This is a genomic window from Gillisia hiemivivida (assembly GCF_007997295.1).
GTDB lineage: Bacteria > Bacteroidota > Bacteroidia > Flavobacteriales > Flavobacteriaceae > Gillisia > Gillisia hiemivivida.
This window is the reverse complement of the sequence record NZ_VORY01000004.1, coordinates 27611-47495: the sequence shown is the minus strand read 5'-3', so window position 1 is coordinate 47495 and position 19885 is coordinate 27611. Positions and strand designations below refer to the sequence as shown.

Sequence of the window (19885 nt, the reverse complement as noted above, 5' to 3'; positions counted from 1 at the left end):
ACAATGGAGGTTTTGCAATCTAGCTAAAAAACAAATTATTAGATAATGGTCATCTGACCTAAATTTAGATTTTCGTTATTTATAAAAGAATTGTCTACCTCGCTTATAAGACCATCTAAAAAATCTCCTACCTTTTCAGTAGAGTAGTGGTATTCATTATTGATATCCTGAGTGCAAATATTCAGGTTGATACTAATTTCTACTGCATCTCTAATAGCTTTAGCTTCTTCGGTTAAGTGGAAATGATCCAATAACATAGCTGCCGAGAGAATGGCTGCCAATGGATTTGCTATTCCCTTACCGGTTGCTTCAGGATAAGACCCATGAATAGGTTCGAATAAGGCGTTTTTCTTACCAACCGATGCAGATGCTAATAGCCCGATACTTCCTGAAATCACACTGGCTTCGTCAGATAGAATATCACCGAATAAATTTTCGGTAAGAATTACATCAAATTGTTTGGGATTTAAGATCATTTGCATGGCTGCATTGTCTACAAACAGAAAATCAAGTTGAACATCGGAATACTCTTTGGCTATGGCGGTTACCGTTTTTCTCCAAAGCCTGGAAGTTTCCAGCACATTGGCCTTATCTACTAATGTTAGTTTTTTACGGCGTTTTTGAGCTGCTTTAAATGCCAGGTGAGTAATTCTTTCAATTTCCATAACAGAGTAGGTGCAAACATCTGTAGCACTGGTATCTTCTTCATTTAAACTTTTCTCGCCAAAATAAATTCCACCGGTTAACTCCCGATAGATCACCATATCTACCCCCTCGATGCGCTCACGGCGTAAAGGGGACAAGTCTATTAATTTTGAATAAGTTGTTACAGGTCGGATATTTGCAAATAATCCCAGTTCTTTTCTCAATCTAAGTAAACCTTGTTCTGGCCTAATTTTGGCGCTGGGATCATTGTCATATTTTGGATGCCCTATGGCCCCAAATAATACAGCATCAGATTCCTTGCATAGATCTAAGGTAGCTTCTGGTAATGGATTGTTAAATTGATCTATAGCTGTTGCTCCCACTGAGGCTTTTTCAAAGTGAAAATCATGATCAAATCTGTCCGCTATAGACTTTAACATTTTAACTGCTTGTTCTGTTATTTCTGGACCTATCCCGTCTCCGGGCAATACTGCTATTTTTAGTTTCATCTTCATCGAATTTTTTAGGGAAATACTTTTTCTTTTCTTATTTATTTTTTAATCCTTGTACATCGTTATAGGTACGATGACCAATTGTTCTCTTTGAAATGATCACATTAGCCTATTCTTATAACCTTAGGTACGAAACAACATTTCTATTTGTCATCCCGACATAAGGAGGGATCTCTTTTAAACTTTAATCCTGCTTCTTTGAGATTCTTCAATCCGCTACGCTATTTTCAGAATGACAATTGAAACAGAATGAGGTAAATTATCTAGTATATATTAGTTGAAAACTACTAATTCTAAAAAAATAAACGGATAATCAATTTAGTTTAAATTGTCTCCCGTAGAGACCTCTAGAACTGGAATGTTTTTTCTTCAAATTTTTGAATGGCTTCTTTTCGGCTCACTAAAAAGTCAATGTCATCATAGCCATTTATCATGCAATTCTTCTTATAAGGATCTATTTCAAATTTTTCTGATGCTTCTGTGCTGGTAATCTTTATGAGCTGATTTTCTAGATCAACATGAAGTTTTTCTGAAGGATTTGAATTAATAGCTGTAAATATCTTTTTAAGGAATTCCGGGCTTACCTGTAAAGGGAGCAACCCATTATTCAACGAATTTCCTTTAAAAATATCTGCAAAATAACTGGAAATAATTACCTTAAAACCATAAGCTTTCAATGCCCAAGCGGCATGTTCCCTACTGGAACCACAACCAAAATTATTTCCAGCAACCAAAATGGAACCCTTATATTTTTTATTATTCAAATTAAATTCTGAATTAGGATTCCCGGCTTTGTCAAACCTCCAATCTTGAAATAAATTCTCTCCAAAACCTTCTTTATCTGTAGCCTTTAAAAATCTGGCAGGTATAATTTGGTCAGTATCTATATTTTCAATCTCTAGTGGAACCGCAGTGTCTGTAAGACTTATAAATTTTTCCATCTAGTTTAAATTTTGAGTAAAGTTTGTAATTTTCCCTGCAATTGCTGTAGCAGCAGCGGTAAGTGGACTAGCTAATAGCGTTCTGGAACCTTGGCCCTGTCTGCCTTCAAAATTCCGGTTACTTGTGGAAACACAATATTCCCCAGCTGGGATCTTATCGTCATTCATTGCGAGGCATGCAGAACATCCTGGTTGGCGTAAGGAAAAACCAGCTTCTTCAAAAATAAGTTGTAAACCTTCTGCCTTTATCTGTTCTGCTACTTGCCTTGAACCGGGAACTATAAGAGCGTTTACATTAGCCGCTTTTTGTTTTCCTTTAATATAGCTTGCTGCGGTACGGAAATCTTCAATTCTGGAATTGGTGCAACTACCAATAAAAATATAATTAATAGGTTTGTCAATTAATGATTCTCCTTCTTTAAAACCCATATATTCCAGTGCTTTTTCATCACTTTTCCCTGTGTTCTTAGGGATTGGATCACTTAGTTTTATTCCCATTCCAGGATTTGTACCATAAGTGATCATTGGTTCTATATCGGAGGCATCAAAAAAATATTCCTGATCAAACTTAGCTCCTTCCTCGGTTTTAAGGGTTTTCCAATAGATTTTCATCATCTCAAAATCTTCTCCTTTAGGAGCGAATTCCTTTCCTTCTAAATAGTTGAAAGTAACTTCATCTGGAGCTATTAGTCCACCTCGGGCTCCCATTTCAATACTCATATTACATACTGTCATCCTGCCCTCCATAGACATATCCTCAAAAACATTTCCTGCATACTCACAGAAATATCCAGTTCCTGAGTTAGTTCCTAATTGGCTGATAATGTATAATATCACATCTTTTGGAAGCACTCCGTACCTTAATTCTCCATTAACATTTACCCTGAGCTTCTTTGGCTTATCCACTAATAGACACTGACTAGCAAATACTTGCGCTACTTGGCTAGTCCCAATACCAAAGGCAATGGTACCAAATGCTCCATGAGTAGAGGTGTGGCTATCTCCACAAACAAGGGTCATTCCAGGCTGGGTTATTCCCAATTCTGGTGCCATTACATGAACTATCCCATTATAAGGATGACCTAAGCCATAAAGCGTTATGTTGTTATCTTCACAGTTCTTAGTAAGTTGTTTGAGTTGATTTCTCGACAGAAGATCCTTTATTGGTAAATGCTGATTTTCTGTTGGAGTATTATGATCGGCTGTGGCAACAATTTGCTTTGGCCTTAAAATAGATATACCTCGTTCTTTTAATTCGTTAAATGCCTGAGGACTGGTTACCTCATGGATAAGATGTTTATCTATATATAAAATATCCGGACCTGCGGGTATTGATTCTACCACGTGTGCATCCCAGATTTTATCAAAAAGTGTTTTTTTCATTAGGCAATAGCTCTATTTCTTTTTCTTGATAAATCCATAATAATATGAATGTCATTATCCACGACTTCTTTTCTGTGGTCAGCAAAGTTTAAAAACTCAATGTACACAGTGTCTAATTGAAGTTTGGTTAATTCATAACCCATTTTCTTTGCTCTATACGCTAAAGCGGCTCTTCCGCTTCTTGCGGTAAGTATAATAGCCGATTCTGTTACACCTACATCTGCAGGATCTATAATTTCATAGGTTGCTTTATTTTTTATCATCCCGTCCTGGTGAATGCCAGAACTGTGGGCAAATGCATTTGCTCCTACAATCGCTTTGTTTGGTTGTACTAACATTCCCATTTCTTGAGAAACCATTTTACTGGTACCATAGAGCAATTTTGAATTAATATTGGTAGTTAGATTCAAACTAGGATGTTGTCTTAAGATCATCACCACCTCCTCTAAAGCTGTATTTCCTGCGCGTTCTCCTATTCCATTGATGGTACATTCAATTTGTCTGGCACCATTAGCCACACCTGCAATCGCATTTGCTGTAGCCATCCCTAAGTCGTTATGGCAGTGACAGGAAAGTCTTACCTTATGAATCCCTGTTACATTTTCCTTTAAATATTTAATTTTCTGACCATACTCCTCTGGAAGGCAGTATCCTGTAGTATCCGGAATATTTAAAACTGTAGCTCCAGCCTTAACCGCAGCGGTACAAACTTTTGCAAGAAATTCATTATCTGTTCTCCCGGCATCTTCAGCATAGAATTCGACATCCTCTACAAAGGTTTTGGCATAAGAAACAGCCATAATTGCTCGTTCAATGATCTCTTCTCGTGTGGAATTGAACTTGTATTTTATATGGGAATCTGAAGTGCCAATCCCAGTATGGATTCTAGGGTATTTAGCATATTTTAAAGCTTCAGCAGCAACTTCAATATCATTTTTTACAGCACGGGTAAGTCCACAAACTGCAGCGTTTTTAATTAATTTTGATATTTCAGAAACCGATTTAAAATCCCCCGGACTAGAAACTGGAAAACCAGCTTCAATCACATCCACTCCAAGTTCATCGAGTCGTGCGGCAATTTTTAATTTTTGAGCTGTATTTAATTTACAACCAGGCACTTGTTCTCCATCTCGTAATGTTGTGTCAAAAATTTCTACCTTTTCTGTACTCATATCAGATTTATTTTGCTTTATCTTTAACTAAAGTAGCAGATACATCTTCGCTTGATAGATTAAAATACCGAGTAATTACGACAATTGATTTAAAATAAGGAAGTTAATGTTACTGATAATCAACATGTTGAAAACATAATCGTTACAATGACCAATGACTTAACCGATAATCTTTTTACCCTTATAAAGTCTCTTTCCTCTTCTGAAAAAAGGCAATTTTCATTATATGTGGGAAGAATAGGCGTAAATGCAGATAGTAAATTCCTTAAATTATTTAAGGTTATGGCGAAGCAAGCTCAATATAACGAGAAGTTAATCCTTGAGCATACCAACATTAGCAAGCTGCAATTATCCAATGTCAAAGCTCACCTTTATAAACAAATCCTTGTAAGTCTTCGATTGAATCCTGCACATCAGAGTATCCCGGTGCAAATTAGAGAACAACTGGATTTTGCACTTATTTTGTATAGAAAAGGCTTATATAATCAGAGTTTGAAATTGCTTGATAAAGTAAAGACGATTGCTTTATATAATGAAGAAAAAAATGTAGCCTATGAAATCCTGGAATGGGAAAAAATAATTGAATCCCAATATATTACCCGCAGTATTCATAACCGAGCTGAGAGTTTAATAAAACAAACCGAGATACTTAGTAGGCTGAATGTTTTGGCAAGTAGGTTGTCCAATCTCTCCCTTCAATTATATGGTATTTTATTAAAAATGGGCTATGCTCGTACCGAAGAAGAAACAACCAGCATCAGGGAGATTTTTCAGAAAAATCTCCCTGAATACAGTTTTAATGAGATGGGTTTTCGAGAAAAACTTTTGCTTTACAAGGCATTTTTGTGGTATAGTTTTTTAACTCAGAATTTTTTATCCAGTTATCGTTACTCCTTAAAATGGATAGATCTATTTAATGAAAATCCACATATGGTGTCCCTACATCCGGTATCCTATTTAAAAGGGAATCATTATTTATTAGAATCATTATTTTATCTGAACCATGTAGAAGTTTTTGAAAAAGTACTTATAGATCTAGAAGCTACAATTAAGGACCCTAAGATTCCAGATGATGATAATATTGCTGCTCTTTCCTTTTTATATATCTATTCAAATAAATTGAATTTAAGGTTTATGACGGGTGATTTTGAAGGAGGGGAATTATTGATAGATAAAATCCAGAAAAAAATAAAGAAATATGAGGATAGGCTAGATGGCCATCATATCATGGTTTTTTATTATAAAATAGCAAGCCTGCACTTTGGGAATGGGGAAAATAAAAAATGTATTGAATTTTTGAAGAAAATAATAAATAACACGGCTCTAGAAATGCGGGAAGATTTAATGTGTTTTTCAAGAATATTGAACCTTGTAGCCCATTATGAAGCTGGATTGGACTATCATTTGGAAAGATTAATTCGTTCTACGTATAAGTTTTTAATTCGCATGAATGATATGCATGAAGTGCAGAAGGAGATGATTAAATTTTTAAGAAGATTACCAGATGTTTCTCCATTAAATATTAAAGTGGAGTTTAGAAAACTCCATACAACTTTAAAACAGTACGAAAATCACCCTTATGAAAGAAGGGCCTTTTTATATTTAGATATCCTATCGTGGCTGGAAAGCAAAATTGAGAACAGACCCGTCGCAGATGTTTTAAAAGAAAAAACTTCCTTGCGTCCTCGCACTATTTAAAGAAATTGAATTCTTGAAGAAGAATGTTCTTTAAAAGTTCGTTTATTAAAATTTCTTCATAAGCTTAGCTATTAAACTTACTTTATCACCGTACGGTGCATATCTCAGAGGAACATCTAACCATGTTCCCCTTTTTGAAATACTTTTTTTATGGGAAAATGTATCGAAAGAATGTTTGCCATGATAAGCTCCATTCCCACTAGTTCCAACGCCTCCAAATGGCAAATTTTTATTAACTATCTGAATTACCACATCATTTATAGCTCCACCACCAAAACTGTAGGACTTTAATATTTTTTCTGAAAAGCTCTTGTCTTCAGAAAACACATATAAGGCAAGAGGCTTGGAATAGTTAGCAATAATATCAGCCATATTTTCTTCGGAAGAAAAACTTAAAACCGGAAGGATAGGACCAAATATCTCATCCTCCATCACCTTGCTAGTCAATTTAGGTTCATCTATTAAAGTTGGAGCGATATATAATTTTTCTCTATTTGTTTCACCACCAATTTGACAGTTTTCACCCTCCAGCATTTCTGCTAATCGGTCAAAATTCTTTTCATTGATTATCCGCGCATAATCTGGAGATTCCTTAGGATTGATTCCGTAAGCTGCTGTGATCTCCTTTTGAACTGCATCTATAAATTCCTTTTTTATAGGTGAATCGACAAGGATATAATCTGGCGCAATGCAGGTTTGGCCTCCGTTTAAAAATTTACCCCAAACAATTCGCTTTGCTGCAAGTTGTACTTTAGCCGATTTATGGATGATGCAAGGATTTTTTCCACCTAATTCTAAGGTAGAAGGAGTGAGGTGAGGTGCGATCGCTTTTGCAACTATTTTCCCAACAGGAACACTTCCAGTAAAGAAAACATAGTCCCATTTTTCTTCCAATAATGCTTCAGAAACCGGCACTCCTCCTTGTACTATAGCTACGATTTCGGTTGGAAAAACCTTTGCCAAAATATCTGCTAATATTTGAGAGGTGTTTGGTGCTAATTCACTGGGCTTTAAAACTACCGTGTTTCCTGCAGCAATTGCTCCCATTAAGGGTGAGATGGCTAATTGAAAAGGATAGTTCCAAGGGGCAATGATCAAACAGGCTCCGTAAGGTTCAGAATAGATATAATCTGAAGAAGGGAAATTTATTAAAGAACTGGAAACCTTTTTGGGTTTAGACCAGCCTTTCAACTTTTTAATTATATAGTCAAGCTCACTTATAATAAAAGCAGTTTCGCTTAAAACACTTTCAAATTCAGGTTTTTTGAAATCCTGAAACAGTGCCTCGCATATTTCAGATTCATGCTCTTCAATAACCGATTTAAGCAACTTCAATTTTTCTATCCTTAAAGTTACTTCTTTGGTCTTGCCTTCTTTGAAGAAAGATCTTTGGGAAGTTAACACACTACTTATATTGTGATTCATAATAATTTTATTAGGTAGAATATCCTAAAGGAACATCTATTGAGGTAATATAGGTATTACTTGTAAATTTTTCAATCAACTTACCCAAAAATAAGAAAGCATTATAACTCAAAAGAAAAATTCATTCAATGGGTTTCATATTTGTATAAATTAAGGAAATAGAAAAATCACTATTATCCGAGAGTTTTTCTAAATTTTAGGAAAGTGGTTTACAAGCATTATTAATAGGCAATTGTTCTCATTGTGTAAGTAAAACAAGTCCTTTGTTTTTAGTCTAAAATCTTAAATCCATTGTCTTTTATTATCTGGCCTTTCATTTAGCTCAATATTTCTATTTTAATGGAGTTCGTGAACCTTCCGTTTCTTTTACTATGCTTTCCTCTCGCTTCGCTCGTCGAAAGCAATCAGAAACGAAGCAAAAAACACGCATGTGAATTTCGGGAAGGAAAGACGCCTTTTTTGAGGAATTTTTTGGCAAAAAAGCCAAAAACCATGTAGAAATTCCCGCGGAACAACGATTGAAAAAATCGCCGCTCCTGAATCACGTGAATTTCTACATATTTTCTACAAAAAAGGACTGAAAAAATAACTTCAGGATAGTAGTGAGAAAATATACCAGCTTAAGATTAATCTCCACAAGTAAAGAAAGTTCCTTTAAAAATTGCATTTTGCTCCATATTTCAAAACTTGGCTGAAAAGAACTTACAATATTCGAAAATACTGGAACTTAATCTCGCCGTGCTTTTTATTAGCACCTCGGGAGTATTGGGAAGATATATCACCTTAAACCCTTTTGTAACTATATTTTACAGAACATTATTAGCGGCAATCCTATTTTATATATTCTGTAGATTTAAAAAATTAGATCTTAGAATTTCTAATAAAAGAGATGTTTTAAAAATTGTATTGTCTGGATTACTAATGGCAGGACATTGGGTGGCTTATTTTTTTGCTCTTCAGTATTCTAATGTGGCTATAGGGATACTTTCACTTTTCACATATCCTGTAGTTACCGTATTTTTAGAACCATTAATTTTAAAAACCAAATTCAGTAAGGTTCATTTAGCATTAGGGGTATTGGTATTATTCGGAGTCTATTTTCTGGTACCGGAAATCAGTTTTCAAAATAATTATACTATTGCGGTTTTACTAGGAATATTATCTGGAATATTCTACGCGCTCCGAAATATTTTAATGAAGCAGGAAATTGAGAAGTATAATGGATCTGTTTTAATGATGTACCAAATAGTAGTGGTGGCGGTAGTTCTTTCACCCGTAGTATTTTTCAGCGATTTTAATGAGGTAATTTTACAATGGGCGCCTCTTTTAACGCTAGCAATTGTTACTACATGCATAGGCCATACACTTTTCTTGCTGAGTCTAAGAAATTTTTCAACAACTGCGGCGAGTATTATGAGCAGTGCTCAGCCTTTATACGCTATAATTTTAGGGATACTATTTCTTTCTGAATATCCTAGCTTAAAAACGATCATAGGAGGTGTGCTTATTATAAGCGCAGTTATAATAGAAAGTATCAGATCCCTTCGGAAAAATGCAGTAGTTGAAGGGATCGATTAGGTATATTAAGATTAATTAAGTCGTCCATTAAAAGTGTCACCCTGTCTAATATCTCCAGAATTATAACCTCTCATAAACCACTCCATTCGTTGTTTAGAAGTTCCATGTGTAAAAGCATCTGGAACCACTCTCCCGGAAGTACGCTTTTGAATAGCGTCGTCTCCTACAGCACTCGCAGCGCTCATAGCTTCCTGAATATCCCCTTCTTCCAAATACTCTTTATTATGATAGGCCCATACGCCAGCATAGAAATCGGCTTGTAATTCTAAAGCTACAGATAGTTGATTTGCAGCCGTCTGATTCTGTTCTTGTTGAAGTTGTCTTACCTTCCCGGAAGTTCCAAGTATGGTTTGAACATGATGCCCAACTTCATGGGCAATAACATAAGCAATGGCAAAGTCACCACCTTGTGCTCCAAATCGAGTTCTCAACTCTTCGAAAAAGGAAAGATCCATGTATACTTTTTGATCTGCCGGGCAATAAAAAGGTCCTGATGCGGCAGAAGCTCCGCCGCAAGCTGTTCTTACACCATCTGTAAAGAGAACCAATCCTGGTTCCTGATAATTTATGTTATTTTCTGAAAATATCTTATTCCAAATATCTTCGGTATCTACTAAAACGGCATTAATAAATTCCTGGGATTCTATTTCGTCAGCAGTTAATTCTCTAGATTCAGTTGTTGCTGGAACTTGATTTTCTAGTTGCTGAAGAGTTTCAGTAATATCACCACCAGAAAAAAGTTGAATTGCTAAAAAAATGAGCCCTATAATTCCACCGCCAACAGCTACTTTTCCACCTGTAGAGGAACCTCTTCTATCTTCTAAATTGGAGCTTTTTCTCCTACCTTTCCATTTCATGGTTTTTATTTAAAAGTAATATTTATAATGTTAAGCTATTTATAAAATATTTATTGCGTTCCAAATCGGATCGTTTGGTACTGGGGCCACTAAGTTTAACTCCAGATCTTTCACTGGATGTTTAAAAGATAATTTACGGGCATGCAAGGAAATACTAGCGTCTTTATTACTTCTGTCGAATCCATACTTAAGATCTCCTTTAATTGGAGATCCTATAACAGATAATTGACTTCTTATTTGATGATGTCTTCCTGTATGCAATGCGATTTCTAAAAGAAAATAATTATCCAACTTCTGGATGATCCTATAATCTAGAATTGCTTTTTTGCTCTCTGGCACTTCTTTAATGTGAGCGTAAGATTTATTCTGTTTGGGATTTCTTTTTAAGTAATGTATAAGTGTATCTTCTTCTTTTGGAGGCATATTTTTTACAAGTGCCCAATAGGTTTTCTGTGCATCCCGATCCTTAAATAATTGATTTAATCTAGGCAGCGCTTTAGAAGTTCTGGCAAAGATCACAATACCGCTGGTAGGTCTGTCTAAGCGATGTACAACTCCCAAATAGACCTTTCCCGGTTTATCGTATTTGTCCTTTATGTATTCTTTTACATGCTCGCTTAGAGGAGTGTCTCCTGTCTTATCTCCTTGCACAATATCTCCGGGTCTCTTATTGATTGCAATAAGATGATTGTCTTCATATAAAACTTGAAGATTTTGTTTTGTAGAAAGAATTTTTTCTGAATTCAAATTCTGGGTATTAGGATTTACTACTAGCCGGATACCGGATTGGGTAGAAATAGTTTTATTCGTTTTTGATGGCTGCTAAACTAGATTGATGCAACATCGTATATAAATATCAGGCAGAAATAGGATTTAATATTGCTCCTCATCTGTTGGAAAACTTTTACTTTTCACATCATTTTTATAACCTTCAAAAGCTTTTGTCATTTCTCCATGAAGATCTGCATAGCGTCTCAAGAATCTCGGATTAAATTCATGATTCATTCCCAACATATCATGAGTCACCAAAACTTGTCCATCTACGCCATTTCCTGCACCAATACCAATAACTGGAATGCTCACGCTTTCTGCCACTTCTTTAGCAAGTTTTGCCGGCACTTTTTCCAATACCATCGCAAAACAGCCCAATCTCTCTAATAAAAGAGCATCTTCTTTTAATTTTATAGCTTCTTGATCTTCCTTTGCACGTACTGTGTATGTTCCGAATTTATATATAGATTGTGGCGTAAGTCCTAAATGTCCCATGACAGGAATTCCAGCATTCAGAATCCTTTTGATCGATTCTTTAATTTCTTTTCCGCCTTCCATCTTCACTGCGTGTCCACCGCTTTCTTTCATAATTCTAATAGCAGACCTAAGTGCTTCCTTTGGATCACTCTGGTAACTTCCAAAAGGAAGGTCTACAACTACTAATGAACGTTCTATACCTCTCACCACACTAGCTGCATGATAGATCATTTGATCCAAGGTAATAGGAAGGGTGGTTTCGTGCCCCGCCATAACATTACTGGCAGAGTCTCCTACAAGGATCACGTCTATGCCCGCGCCATCTACAATTTGAGCCATGGTATAATCGTATGCAGTTAGCATAGCGATCTTTTCTCCATTGGCTTTCATTTCCACCAACGATTTAACTGTAATTCTTTTGTATTGTTTCTTGGCAACTGACATTAGCTTTTTTTTAGATGAGTAAAAGTAGTAAATTAGAGTTCCACATTCAAAACTTAGAATCATGAAGAAATATTTAAGTGTTCTTATTTTTTTTATTGGTTTTATAGGCACTGCACAAGAAACCATAGATGAGGTTTCAGCAAAGACCTTAATAGAAGATTTTTTTATTGCTTTTCATAAGCAAGACACCACGGCGCTTAGGGTAATGGCAGACCCAATGGTAGAAATGCATTCTATAAGTGTTAAAGAGGGAGTAGATTCAGATCTAGTTACCACGGATTATTCTAACTTTTTGAAAGCGATCTATGCCATTCCAAAAACTACAGAATTTCAGGAAAAGATACATTCCTTTAAAGTTCAGGTAGATGGGCCAATGGCAAATGTTTCTACTCCCTACTCATTTTATGTAAATGGGGAGCTAAGTCATTGTGGGGTGAATACTTTTCAGTTATTCAAGAAAAAAGATGCTTGGAAGATTATTTATATTATAGACACGCGAACTAAGAAAGGCTGTGTTTCAGAATAAAAAATTTGAATTTAAATCATTTTAGGAATAAGAAATACAACTACAGTTGCGTTGTTCATGGCATGCATCGCGATAGGCCAAATCATACTTTTATTTTCAACCTTTACTTTTCCAAAGTAAAAACCGGCTATAATTCTTGGAACTATCATTAAGAATAATAAAAAATCTAAACGAAAGCCATCTACATAATTGGAGATATGGACCAAGCCAAAAATAACTGAGGTGATCATCCAGATGGATATATAATTCCTATTCAAAAAACTACATGCTTTATACTGAAATGCTCTTGGAATTAATTCTTTCAGAAAAAAATAGATCAAAGTGATAAAGAGTAGTAGGAAACCAAATTTTAATGTCCAATGAACATCTACTGGAATAAGAATAGCGGCCCCCACAAGAATCCAGCTGCAAAGAAAAAAAATAAATTCATTTGGGGATGGTTTAATAAGGCTACGGAACATTCCCTCCTCCAAAACAGGAGCTATAACAACTGCCAATAAAACAAATTTCCATGGATTTTCAGACATTAAGGCATTAAGGTCTGATTGCTGATATTTTATAAAATCTAAATTCGGAAAAACTGCTTGAAGTATTCCCAGAAAGGCGAAAAACACAAAGTAAGAACCCAGCATCCAGCCATAATTTCGGAACAGATTTTTGATTTTAAATAATGTGATATGCCTTGCTTTAAACAATATGGTAGTGCTAGTAGAAAATAAAGTTAGGATAATTTACCAAGAGTTTGTTTTAAAATTAACAGTCACTCAAATTCACTCTTACTGCGAGACCACCTTCTGAAGTTTCTTTATATTTAGAATTCATATCTTTTGCCGTATCCCACATGGTTTCTATCACCTTATCTAAAGGCACTTTTGCTTTTGAAGCATCGCTATCCATAGCGATTTCTGCAGCATTAATTGCCTTAATAGCTCCCATGGCATTTCGTTCTATACAAGGAATTTGCACTAAGCCTCCAATAGGATCACAAGTTAAACCTAGATGGTGTTCCATAGCAATTTCACTTGCCATTAAAACTTGCGCTGGAGTTCCTCCCATAGCTTCTGTCAAGGCACCGGCCGCCATAGCCGATGATACCCCAATTTCTGCTTGGCAGCCACCCATGGCCGCAGAGATGGTAGCTCCCTTTTTAAATAAACTTCCTATTTCTCCTGCTACCAACATAAATCTCTTTATATCCTCGAAAGTAGCCTTGTGATTCTCTATTACCATATAATACATGAGCACTGCTGGAACAGTTCCTGCACTACCATTGGTTGGAGCGGTTACTACTCTTCCTAAAGAAGCATTTACCTCGTTCACACTTATCGCAAAACAACTCACCCATTTAAGGATCTGTCTAAATTTCACCTCAGTCTTTCTAATGGTTTCCAGCCATTCTTGCGGAGAATTATAAGTTGCTTCACCTAATAAACGTTTGTTCATGTCGAAAGCGCGGCGATGCACATTGAGCCCTCCAGGAAGTGAACCTTCTGTATGACAACCTATGTACATAGACTCCAGCATAACATCCCAAATTTCTTTTAGCCCTTGGTGAATTTCTTCTGGAGAGCGTAAGGATTTTTCATTTTCCATTACTATTTCTGAAATGCATTTATTTTCTGCATTGCAATAAGCCAGAAGCTCTGTCGCTTTTTCTATTTGAAAGGGAAATTCCTGAAAGCTCTTCATTTTTTTTGAAGCATTTTTTCGCTCTTCTTTCACCACAAAACCTCCGCCTATAGAATAATAAGAAGAGGAGGTTTTCTTTCCGTTTATTAAGGTCGCTCTAAAAGTGAGCCCGTTAGGATGGAAAGGCAGGAATTTTCTATTGAATTTGATCTGTGTCTCTGGATCAAAATGAATGGCATTCTCTCCATTTAAAATGATAGATTTTGTGGTTTTAATATTAAAGATCTCCGGGTCTATTTGATCTATTTCCATTTTAACCGGATCGAATCCCGCTAAACCAAGCATTACGGCTAGATCTGTAGCATGACCTTTTCCGGTAAGCGAAAGGGAACCATAAAGATCTATATGAACAGAATCTACCTCTTCAAAACATTTATTGTCCTTGAGTTCTTGGATCCATCGTTGGGCTGCTCGCCAAGGCCCTAAGGTGTGAGAACTGGATGGACCAACCCCAACCTTTAACATGTCAAAAACACTAATACATTCTATTTCTCGCATTTTACTACAAAATTTACACGCAAAAATAAGGATTTGTTAGTCTAAGGCTTCATTTTTATGAATTTGTTATTAAGAAATGTTTAAGAATATTTTGCATTAGGGATTGCAGCGATATCCTTTTAATTTTTTTGAGAAATTAAAAGATTAAGCGCAAAGCCCGACAGCTTTATTGTGCTACTTAGAGGCGCAATAAAGATGGAATGCCAATAAAAACAATATTTATGACAACCTGTCAGAACTAAACCGCTGGCATAATGATTGACTATTTGTGTTTGTGAAATTGAATATATAAAATTTAAATACGTATACTGTTATGAGTAAAATAATTGGAATTGACTTAGGTACTACTAACTCCTGTGTATCTGTAATGGAAGGTAGCGAGCCTGTGGTAATCCCTAACGCTGAAGGGAAAAGAACAACTCCTTCTGTAATTGCATTTGTAGAAGGTGGTGAGATTAAAGTGGGAGATCCTGCAAAACGTCAGGCTGTTACAAACCCAACAAAAACTATATCTTCTATAAAGAGATTTATGGGGAACAAATATTCTGAATCTTCTAAGGAAGCAGGAAGAGTTCCTTATAAAGTGATCAAAGGAGATAATGATACTGCAAGAGTAGATATCGACGGGAGAATGTATACTCCACAAGAATTATCTGCAATGATCTTGCAAAAAATGAAAAAAACGGCTGAAGACTATCTTGGACATGAGGTAACTGAAGCGGTTATAACTGTTCCTGCATATTTTAACGATTCTCAACGTCATGCAACTAAAGAAGCTGGTGAGATCGCAGGACTTAAAGTTAGAAGAATAATCAACGAGCCTACTGCAGCAGCATTGGCTTACGGATTAGACAAAAAATCTATTGACCAGAAGATCGCTGTTTATGATCTTGGTGGTGGTACTTTTGATATTTCTATCCTTGAATTAGGAGATGGTGTATTTGAAGTGTTATCTACAAATGGTGATACTCACTTAGGTGGGGATGATTTTGACCAGGTGATCATAGATTTCCTTGCAGAATCTTTCATAAAAGCTGAAGACATCGATCTTAGAAAAGATCCTATGGCTTTACAACGTTTAAAAGAAGCTGCCGAAAAAGCGAAGATCGAATTATCTTCTTCTACACAAACAGAGATCAACTTACCATACGTTACGGCTACTGCAAGTGGACCAAAACACTTGGTAGAGACTCTATCTAGATCTAAATTCGAGCAATTAGCTAATGAGCTAGTAACACGTTCTATGGATCCTGTGAAAAAGGCATTAAGTGATGCTGGTCTTTCTGTAAGTGATATAGATGAAGTTATTTTAGTAGGTGGTTCTACTCGTATTCCTAAAATTCAGGAAGAAGTAGAAGCTTTCTTTAAAAAGAAACCTTCTAAAGGAGTTAACCCAGATGAGGTTGTTGCAATTGGAGCAGCTATTCAAGGTGGAGTATTAACAGGAGATGTAAAAGATGTATTGTTACTAGATGTAACGCCTCTTTCTCTTGGTATTGAAACTATGGGTGGTGTATTGACTAAGTTAATTGAGTCTAACACAACAATTCCAACTAAAAAATCTCAGGTATTCTCTACAGCATCAGATAATCAACCATCGGTTGAGATCCATGTATTGCAAGGAGAACGTCCTATGGCAACAGATAATAAAACCATTGGTAGATTCCATTTAGATGGTATTCCACCAGCACAAAGAGGAACTCCACAAATTGAAGTGACTTTTGATATTGATGCGAATGGTATTATTAAAGTAAGTGCTACAGATAAAGCTACTAACAAATCTCAGGATATTAGAATTGAAGCTTCTTCTGGATTAACTGAAGAAGAGATCCAAAAGATGAAGCAAGATGCTGAAGCAAATGCTGAATCTGATAAGAAAACAAAAGAGAAAGTAGACAAGTTGAATGAGGCTGATGGAATGATCTTCCAAACTGAAAAGCAATTGAAGGAATTTGGTGATAAAATATCTGAGGATAAGAAAAAACCAGTTGAAGATGCTTTAGAAGAATTGAAGAAAGCTTACGAAACTAAGGAAATTGAAACAATTTCTCCTGCTTTAGACAAATTGAATGAAGCATGGAAAACAGCTTCAGAAGAAATGTATAAAGCGCAAGCGGATGCTCAAGGTGCACCAGGTGCAAACGGAGCTCCAGAAGGAGATGCAGGTGGAGCAGATGATGCTAAACAGGCAGATGATGTTGAAGATGTAGACTTCGAAGAAGTTAAATAAGCATCTAAATAATAGATCTTCCCTACAAGATCCATAATGAAAAGATCCCGATGAAAATCGGGATCTTTTTTTGTTCTCATTAATTTTTATGTCTCTTTAAAAGATTTTGTTATTTTGCATCTTTTAGATGTTTTACTATCCCTAGTTATGCTACATATGAAAAAAACCTTACTTCTACTTTTGACGAGCACAATTATATTAAGTTGCGGAACTACTAAACAAAAATCATATCCTGATTATGTATTAGGAATTAATGAAAATATCGAGAAAAAGATATTTGATAAAGACAGTCTTAATATTGTAACTCCAAATATTGAAATTTACAATAGAGTAAATAATATTAGTGAAAGAAAATATGACGATAGAGAGGTTATAAAAACATTCGTGATTAAAACTTTGAAATCGGAATTAAATAAAGCTGAGCATTTCGAATTAAAACTAATGTCAGAAGACTATTTGACTGTTAACAAGATTCTTGAGATGATCACATACCACAAATTTAAAAATCCAGAGTGGATTGTTAAGGCACCAGAAGAAATATTAATAAGCGAAAAAAAGTATACAATTCTAATTACAATGACAGCACGTTATGGGGATACAAATAACGGAGTCATTTATTTTTGTGTTATAAATAATTACAATAAAATTATTGAATCTGTAGACCGATATGAATTTAATGGAAGTCCATTAAACAATAAACAAACGAAAAAAAGAATTCAAAAAGCAATAGCGAGAATAACAAATACGTAGCTAACGCATTTTAATTCAATTGTTTAGTTCTAGAGTCCTTAAGAAAATCCTCGCCGATTTTCTATTTGGTTTTTATTTTCCTAGTTCCGTGCTTAACCGCTTAACTAATCCTGCAGGAACACATTGTAGATTGCAGGATTTTATAAATTCAAACCCCAATTCACGTGAAAAAATTTACCCAAATGTTCTTTACTACTTTCTATTTCTTTCCAGTTACAAATCCTTTTATAGGGTATTTGTTAATTTTAACATTTATTATAAATAATTCTTGTTTTGGCCAAAAAAAATATCAGTTTGATCATTTAATAGAATATCAGTTTGAATCTTACGAAGATTCTTCTTCCAACAAAACTCTTTATTACATTACGAATTCTAAAGACAATAGTTACTATGCAAAAATAGAAAGTTTAGATAGTCTAAATTTTGAAATAGAATTCATAGTTCAAGATCTAATATGGGCTAAAATTTCATTAAAAAAGGAAGATTTTTCCAATTTGGAATCATTGACTTTAGAATGTGAGAGTGACTTTTTATACAAAAATGATTTTAAATTTAGAGTTGAAGAATATGAGTTTAATATGTTGGCTGACACACTAATGGACAACAAATATTTTAAGCACTATAAGCTTCAATATATAGGAAAGCGTAAAAGAAAAAAATCCTTTCCTGTTGGTACAAATCATTACATTATTAGAGATTCGACACAGTTTCATTTACCAATTTTAACTCACTCAACAGCTTTTGAAGAATGGAAAAAAGAGAGAAATATTCCTAATGGAATATTTGAAGAAATAATTTTTTACAATTATAAAAATGAAATTAGCTATAAGTATATTATTAAAGAATACCACAGCATAAATAAAACGATTTTTGTGCCTGACAAATGCTTAGAAAGAAACAAAATGAGACTTAACAGTTGGGATTTGCAAATAAGGTCAAACAAAAAAAGATCCTGATGAAAGTCAAGATTTTTTGTATAAAACATTACATGAATATTATATAATAGAGATAAACGAAAGTGAAGATCACTAAAATAGCGAAGCAGCACAAACTAAAAATTCTATAAGCCTTTGTTGGTTGATCTTCTTTTTTTAAATGATCCCCCGTCACCAATCTATAATTGAACCATGCGAGAAACGGAGCCGATAGAAAGGAGAGTCCGGTGGCGAAATCTATTAGAAATATAAAGGAACCAGAAAGAAAGAATAGAATACACAAAGAGAGAATGGGTATAACAAAAATCCCAATTTTATAATCTTTCCATTTTTTCTTTTCTACTTGAAGCTCCTTCTTTTCTATATTTAATAATTCTGAGATGACACGTGGGAATGCATCTGTAACTGTTAAAGTAGTACTTAATAAGGCAACAAATGCTGCGATTGAAATTATTGGTGTGCTCCATGATCCTAAAGTTTTTCCGTAGAGGTCTACTAATTGAGAAGAGAATTCTACACTGTTAGAAGAAAACGAAGTGCCACTGCCAAACATAACCAAAGCACCTAATGTTAGAAATAGCAATCCAATAAAGGATGCAGAAAGGTATCCAATATTAAAATCGGTAAAAGCTTCTTTTATGCTTGGTCTATGCTTGGTTTGTTTAGCTTTTTCCCGAGTCCAGATAGAATGCCAGACCGAGGCATCTAGTGGAATTGGCATCCAACCCATAAATGCAATAATAAAACCGACACTTGCAGTAGTCCATAAGGAGGGAATAGGAGTTTGAATTGTCTTGGTCATAGTTCCAGCACCTAAAGCCATAATAACAGCGGCTAAGGTTGCTATGGTAAGAAAGCTAACTATGATCTTCATGCTTTTATCCAATCCGGGATATTTTCCAATGAGAAGAAGTGAGATACAGAAAATTAAAATGACCAGGCTCCAAACAAAGGGTGACCATCCAAAGTTAAATAATCTCTCTGCTAATCCAGCAGTTACAATAGTTACCGCAGCTTGAATAATAAACATCGTACCCACGGTAAACACGATAAATGCCCAGTATGGAAATATCCCCAATTTTTTATAACCTGTGATGAGGTGGTTTCCAGTGGCAGCAGCATATCTTGGCCCGAATTCCATAAAAGGATATTTGGTGACACAGGCGAGTGTTAATGCCCAAATAAGAATAAATCCATAATCGGCACCAGCACGTGTAGATTGCACTAAGTGAGAAACTCCAATGGCCGCTCCGGCAAGTAAAAATCCTGGACCAAGGCTTTTTAACAAGGAGCTTTTAGATTTTTTAGAAACTGCATTCTTTCTTTTCATCCAATAAAATTATAAGGGATAAAT

17 protein-coding genes are annotated in these 19885 nt (G+C 35.2%); 6 read left to right on the top strand and 11 right to left on the bottom strand.

The annotated features are described in order from the left end of the window. Positions 1-38 precede the first annotated feature (38 nt). From leuB to ES724_RS05635, 4 genes are all read right to left on the bottom strand, one after another. Positions 39-1154 (bottom strand): 3-isopropylmalate dehydrogenase, encoded by a 1116-nt coding sequence (gene leuB / locus ES724_RS05650; RefSeq protein WP_146930751.1) that lies wholly within the window; start codon positions 1152-1154, stop codon positions 39-41. A 350-nt stretch (positions 1155-1504) separates the two neighbouring features. Then, entirely contained in the window at positions 1505-2098 is a 594-nt protein-coding gene (gene leuD, locus ES724_RS05645; RefSeq protein ID WP_146930748.1) for a 3-isopropylmalate dehydratase small subunit, read from the bottom strand. Beyond that, positions 2099-3481, bottom strand: coding sequence for a 3-isopropylmalate dehydratase large subunit (gene leuC, locus ES724_RS05640; RefSeq protein WP_146930745.1), 1383 nt, complete (start codon positions 3479-3481; stop codon positions 2099-2101). Then, positions 3481-4653, bottom strand: a complete 1173-nt coding sequence (locus tag ES724_RS05635) for a 2-isopropylmalate synthase (protein ID WP_146930742.1) — start codon at positions 4651-4653, stop codon at positions 3481-3483. The genes leuC and ES724_RS05635 overlap by 1 nt, the downstream gene beginning before the upstream one ends. Before the next feature lie 147 nt (positions 4654-4800). On the opposite strand from ES724_RS05635, the gene ES724_RS05630 reads away from it, so the two are divergent. Further along, on the top strand, positions 4801-6351 hold the full coding sequence (locus ES724_RS05630) for a hypothetical protein (RefSeq protein WP_146930739.1): 1551 nt from the start codon (positions 4801-4803) through the stop codon (positions 6349-6351). A gap of 45 nt (positions 6352-6396) precedes the next feature. Here the strand turns inward: ES724_RS05630 and ES724_RS05625 are convergent, their stop codons facing one another. Next, positions 6397-7776, bottom strand: a complete 1380-nt coding sequence (locus tag ES724_RS05625; protein ID WP_146930736.1) for an aldehyde dehydrogenase — start codon at positions 7774-7776, stop codon at positions 6397-6399. Between the two features lie 687 nt (positions 7777-8463). Between ES724_RS05625 and ES724_RS05620 the strand changes: the two genes are divergently transcribed. Then, complete coding sequence (locus ES724_RS05620; RefSeq protein WP_146930733.1) at positions 8464-9354, top strand: DMT family transporter; 891 nt, start codon at positions 8464-8466, stop codon at positions 9352-9354. 11 nt (positions 9355-9365) lie between these two features. Here the strand turns inward: ES724_RS05620 and ypfJ are convergent, their stop codons facing one another. From ypfJ to panB, 3 genes are all read right to left on the bottom strand, one after another. Continuing rightward, entirely contained in the window at positions 9366-10211 is an 846-nt protein-coding gene (gene ypfJ / locus ES724_RS05615) for a KPN_02809 family neutral zinc metallopeptidase (RefSeq protein WP_146930730.1), read from the bottom strand. A gap of 39 nt (positions 10212-10250) precedes the next feature. Next, the gene (locus ES724_RS05610) at positions 10251-10958 is read right to left on the bottom strand and encodes an RluA family pseudouridine synthase (protein ID WP_146930727.1); all 708 of its coding nucleotides are present in this window, start codon (positions 10956-10958) and stop codon (positions 10251-10253) included. A 126-nt stretch (positions 10959-11084) separates the two neighbouring features. Continuing rightward, positions 11085-11903, bottom strand: a complete 819-nt coding sequence (gene panB, locus ES724_RS05605) for a 3-methyl-2-oxobutanoate hydroxymethyltransferase (RefSeq protein ID WP_026838019.1) — start codon at positions 11901-11903, stop codon at positions 11085-11087. Between the two features lie 61 nt (positions 11904-11964). On the opposite strand from panB, the gene ES724_RS05600 reads away from it, so the two are divergent. Then, positions 11965-12429, top strand: coding sequence for a nuclear transport factor 2 family protein (locus tag ES724_RS05600; RefSeq protein WP_146930724.1), 465 nt, complete (start codon positions 11965-11967; stop codon positions 12427-12429). Positions 12430-12440: 11 nt separating this feature from the next. On the opposite strand, the gene ES724_RS05595 is transcribed toward ES724_RS05600, so the two are convergent. Both ES724_RS05595 and ES724_RS05590 read right to left on the bottom strand, forming a co-directional pair. Then, positions 12441-13061, bottom strand: coding sequence for a CPBP family intramembrane glutamic endopeptidase (locus tag ES724_RS05595; protein ID WP_146930721.1), 621 nt, complete (start codon positions 13059-13061; stop codon positions 12441-12443). 121 nt (positions 13062-13182) lie between these two features. Beyond that, positions 13183-14616 (bottom strand): L-serine ammonia-lyase, encoded by a 1434-nt coding sequence (locus tag ES724_RS05590; protein WP_146930718.1) that lies wholly within the window; start codon positions 14614-14616, stop codon positions 13183-13185. 313 nt (positions 14617-14929) lie between these two features. Between ES724_RS05590 and dnaK the strand changes: the two genes are divergently transcribed. The 3 genes from dnaK to ES724_RS05575 all read left to right on the top strand — a co-directional run bounded on the left by dnaK (position 14930) and on the right by ES724_RS05575 (position 18552). Next, positions 14930-16846, top strand: coding sequence for a molecular chaperone DnaK (gene dnaK, locus ES724_RS05585; RefSeq protein WP_146930715.1), 1917 nt, complete (start codon positions 14930-14932; stop codon positions 16844-16846). 156 nt (positions 16847-17002) lie between these two features. Beyond that, positions 17003-17596 (top strand): hypothetical protein, encoded by a 594-nt coding sequence (locus tag ES724_RS05580; RefSeq protein WP_146930712.1) that lies wholly within the window; start codon positions 17003-17005, stop codon positions 17594-17596. 164 nt (positions 17597-17760) lie between these two features. Next, entirely contained in the window at positions 17761-18552 is a 792-nt protein-coding gene (locus ES724_RS05575; RefSeq protein ID WP_146930710.1) for a hypothetical protein, read from the top strand. Between the two features lie 28 nt (positions 18553-18580). Here the strand turns inward: ES724_RS05575 and ES724_RS05570 are convergent, their stop codons facing one another. Beyond that, positions 18581-19861, bottom strand: coding sequence for an Nramp family divalent metal transporter (locus tag ES724_RS05570; RefSeq protein WP_146930707.1), 1281 nt, complete (start codon positions 19859-19861; stop codon positions 18581-18583). Positions 19862-19885: the final 24 nt, after the last annotated feature.

Coding starts and splice junctions, on each gene's coding strand:
- leuB (WP_146930751.1), bottom strand. CDS start 1,154: ATGAAACTAAAAATAGCAGTATTGCCCGGAGACGGGATAGGTCCAGAA.
- leuD (WP_146930748.1), bottom strand. CDS start 2,098: ATGGAAAAATTTATAAGTCTTACAGACACTGCGGTTCCACTAGAGATT.
- leuC (WP_146930745.1), bottom strand. CDS start 3,481: ATGAAAAAAACACTTTTTGATAAAATCTGGGATGCACACGTGGTAGAA.
- ES724_RS05635 (WP_146930742.1), bottom strand. CDS start 4,653: ATGAGTACAGAAAAGGTAGAAATTTTTGACACAACATTACGAGATGGA.
- ES724_RS05630 (WP_146930739.1), top strand. CDS start 4,801: ATGACCAATGACTTAACCGATAATCTTTTTACCCTTATAAAGTCTCTT.
- ES724_RS05625 (WP_146930736.1), bottom strand. CDS start 7,776: ATGAATCACAATATAAGTAGTGTGTTAACTTCCCAAAGATCTTTCTTC.
- ypfJ (WP_146930730.1), bottom strand. CDS start 10,211: ATGAAATGGAAAGGTAGGAGAAAAAGCTCCAATTTAGAAGATAGAAGA.
- panB (WP_026838019.1), bottom strand. CDS start 11,903: ATGTCAGTTGCCAAGAAACAATACAAAAGAATTACAGTTAAATCGTTG.
- ES724_RS05600 (WP_146930724.1), top strand. CDS start 11,965: ATGAAGAAATATTTAAGTGTTCTTATTTTTTTTATTGGTTTTATAGGC.
- ES724_RS05595 (WP_146930721.1), bottom strand. CDS start 13,061: ATGCTGGGTTCTTACTTTGTGTTTTTCGCCTTTCTGGGAATACTTCAA.
- ES724_RS05590 (WP_146930718.1), bottom strand. CDS start 14,616: ATGCGAGAAATAGAATGTATTAGTGTTTTTGACATGTTAAAGGTTGGG.
- dnaK (WP_146930715.1), top strand. CDS start 14,930: ATGAGTAAAATAATTGGAATTGACTTAGGTACTACTAACTCCTGTGTA.
- ES724_RS05580 (WP_146930712.1), top strand. CDS start 17,003: ATGAAAAAAACCTTACTTCTACTTTTGACGAGCACAATTATATTAAGT.
- ES724_RS05570 (WP_146930707.1), bottom strand. CDS start 19,861: ATGAAAAGAAAGAATGCAGTTTCTAAAAAATCTAAAAGCTCCTTGTTA.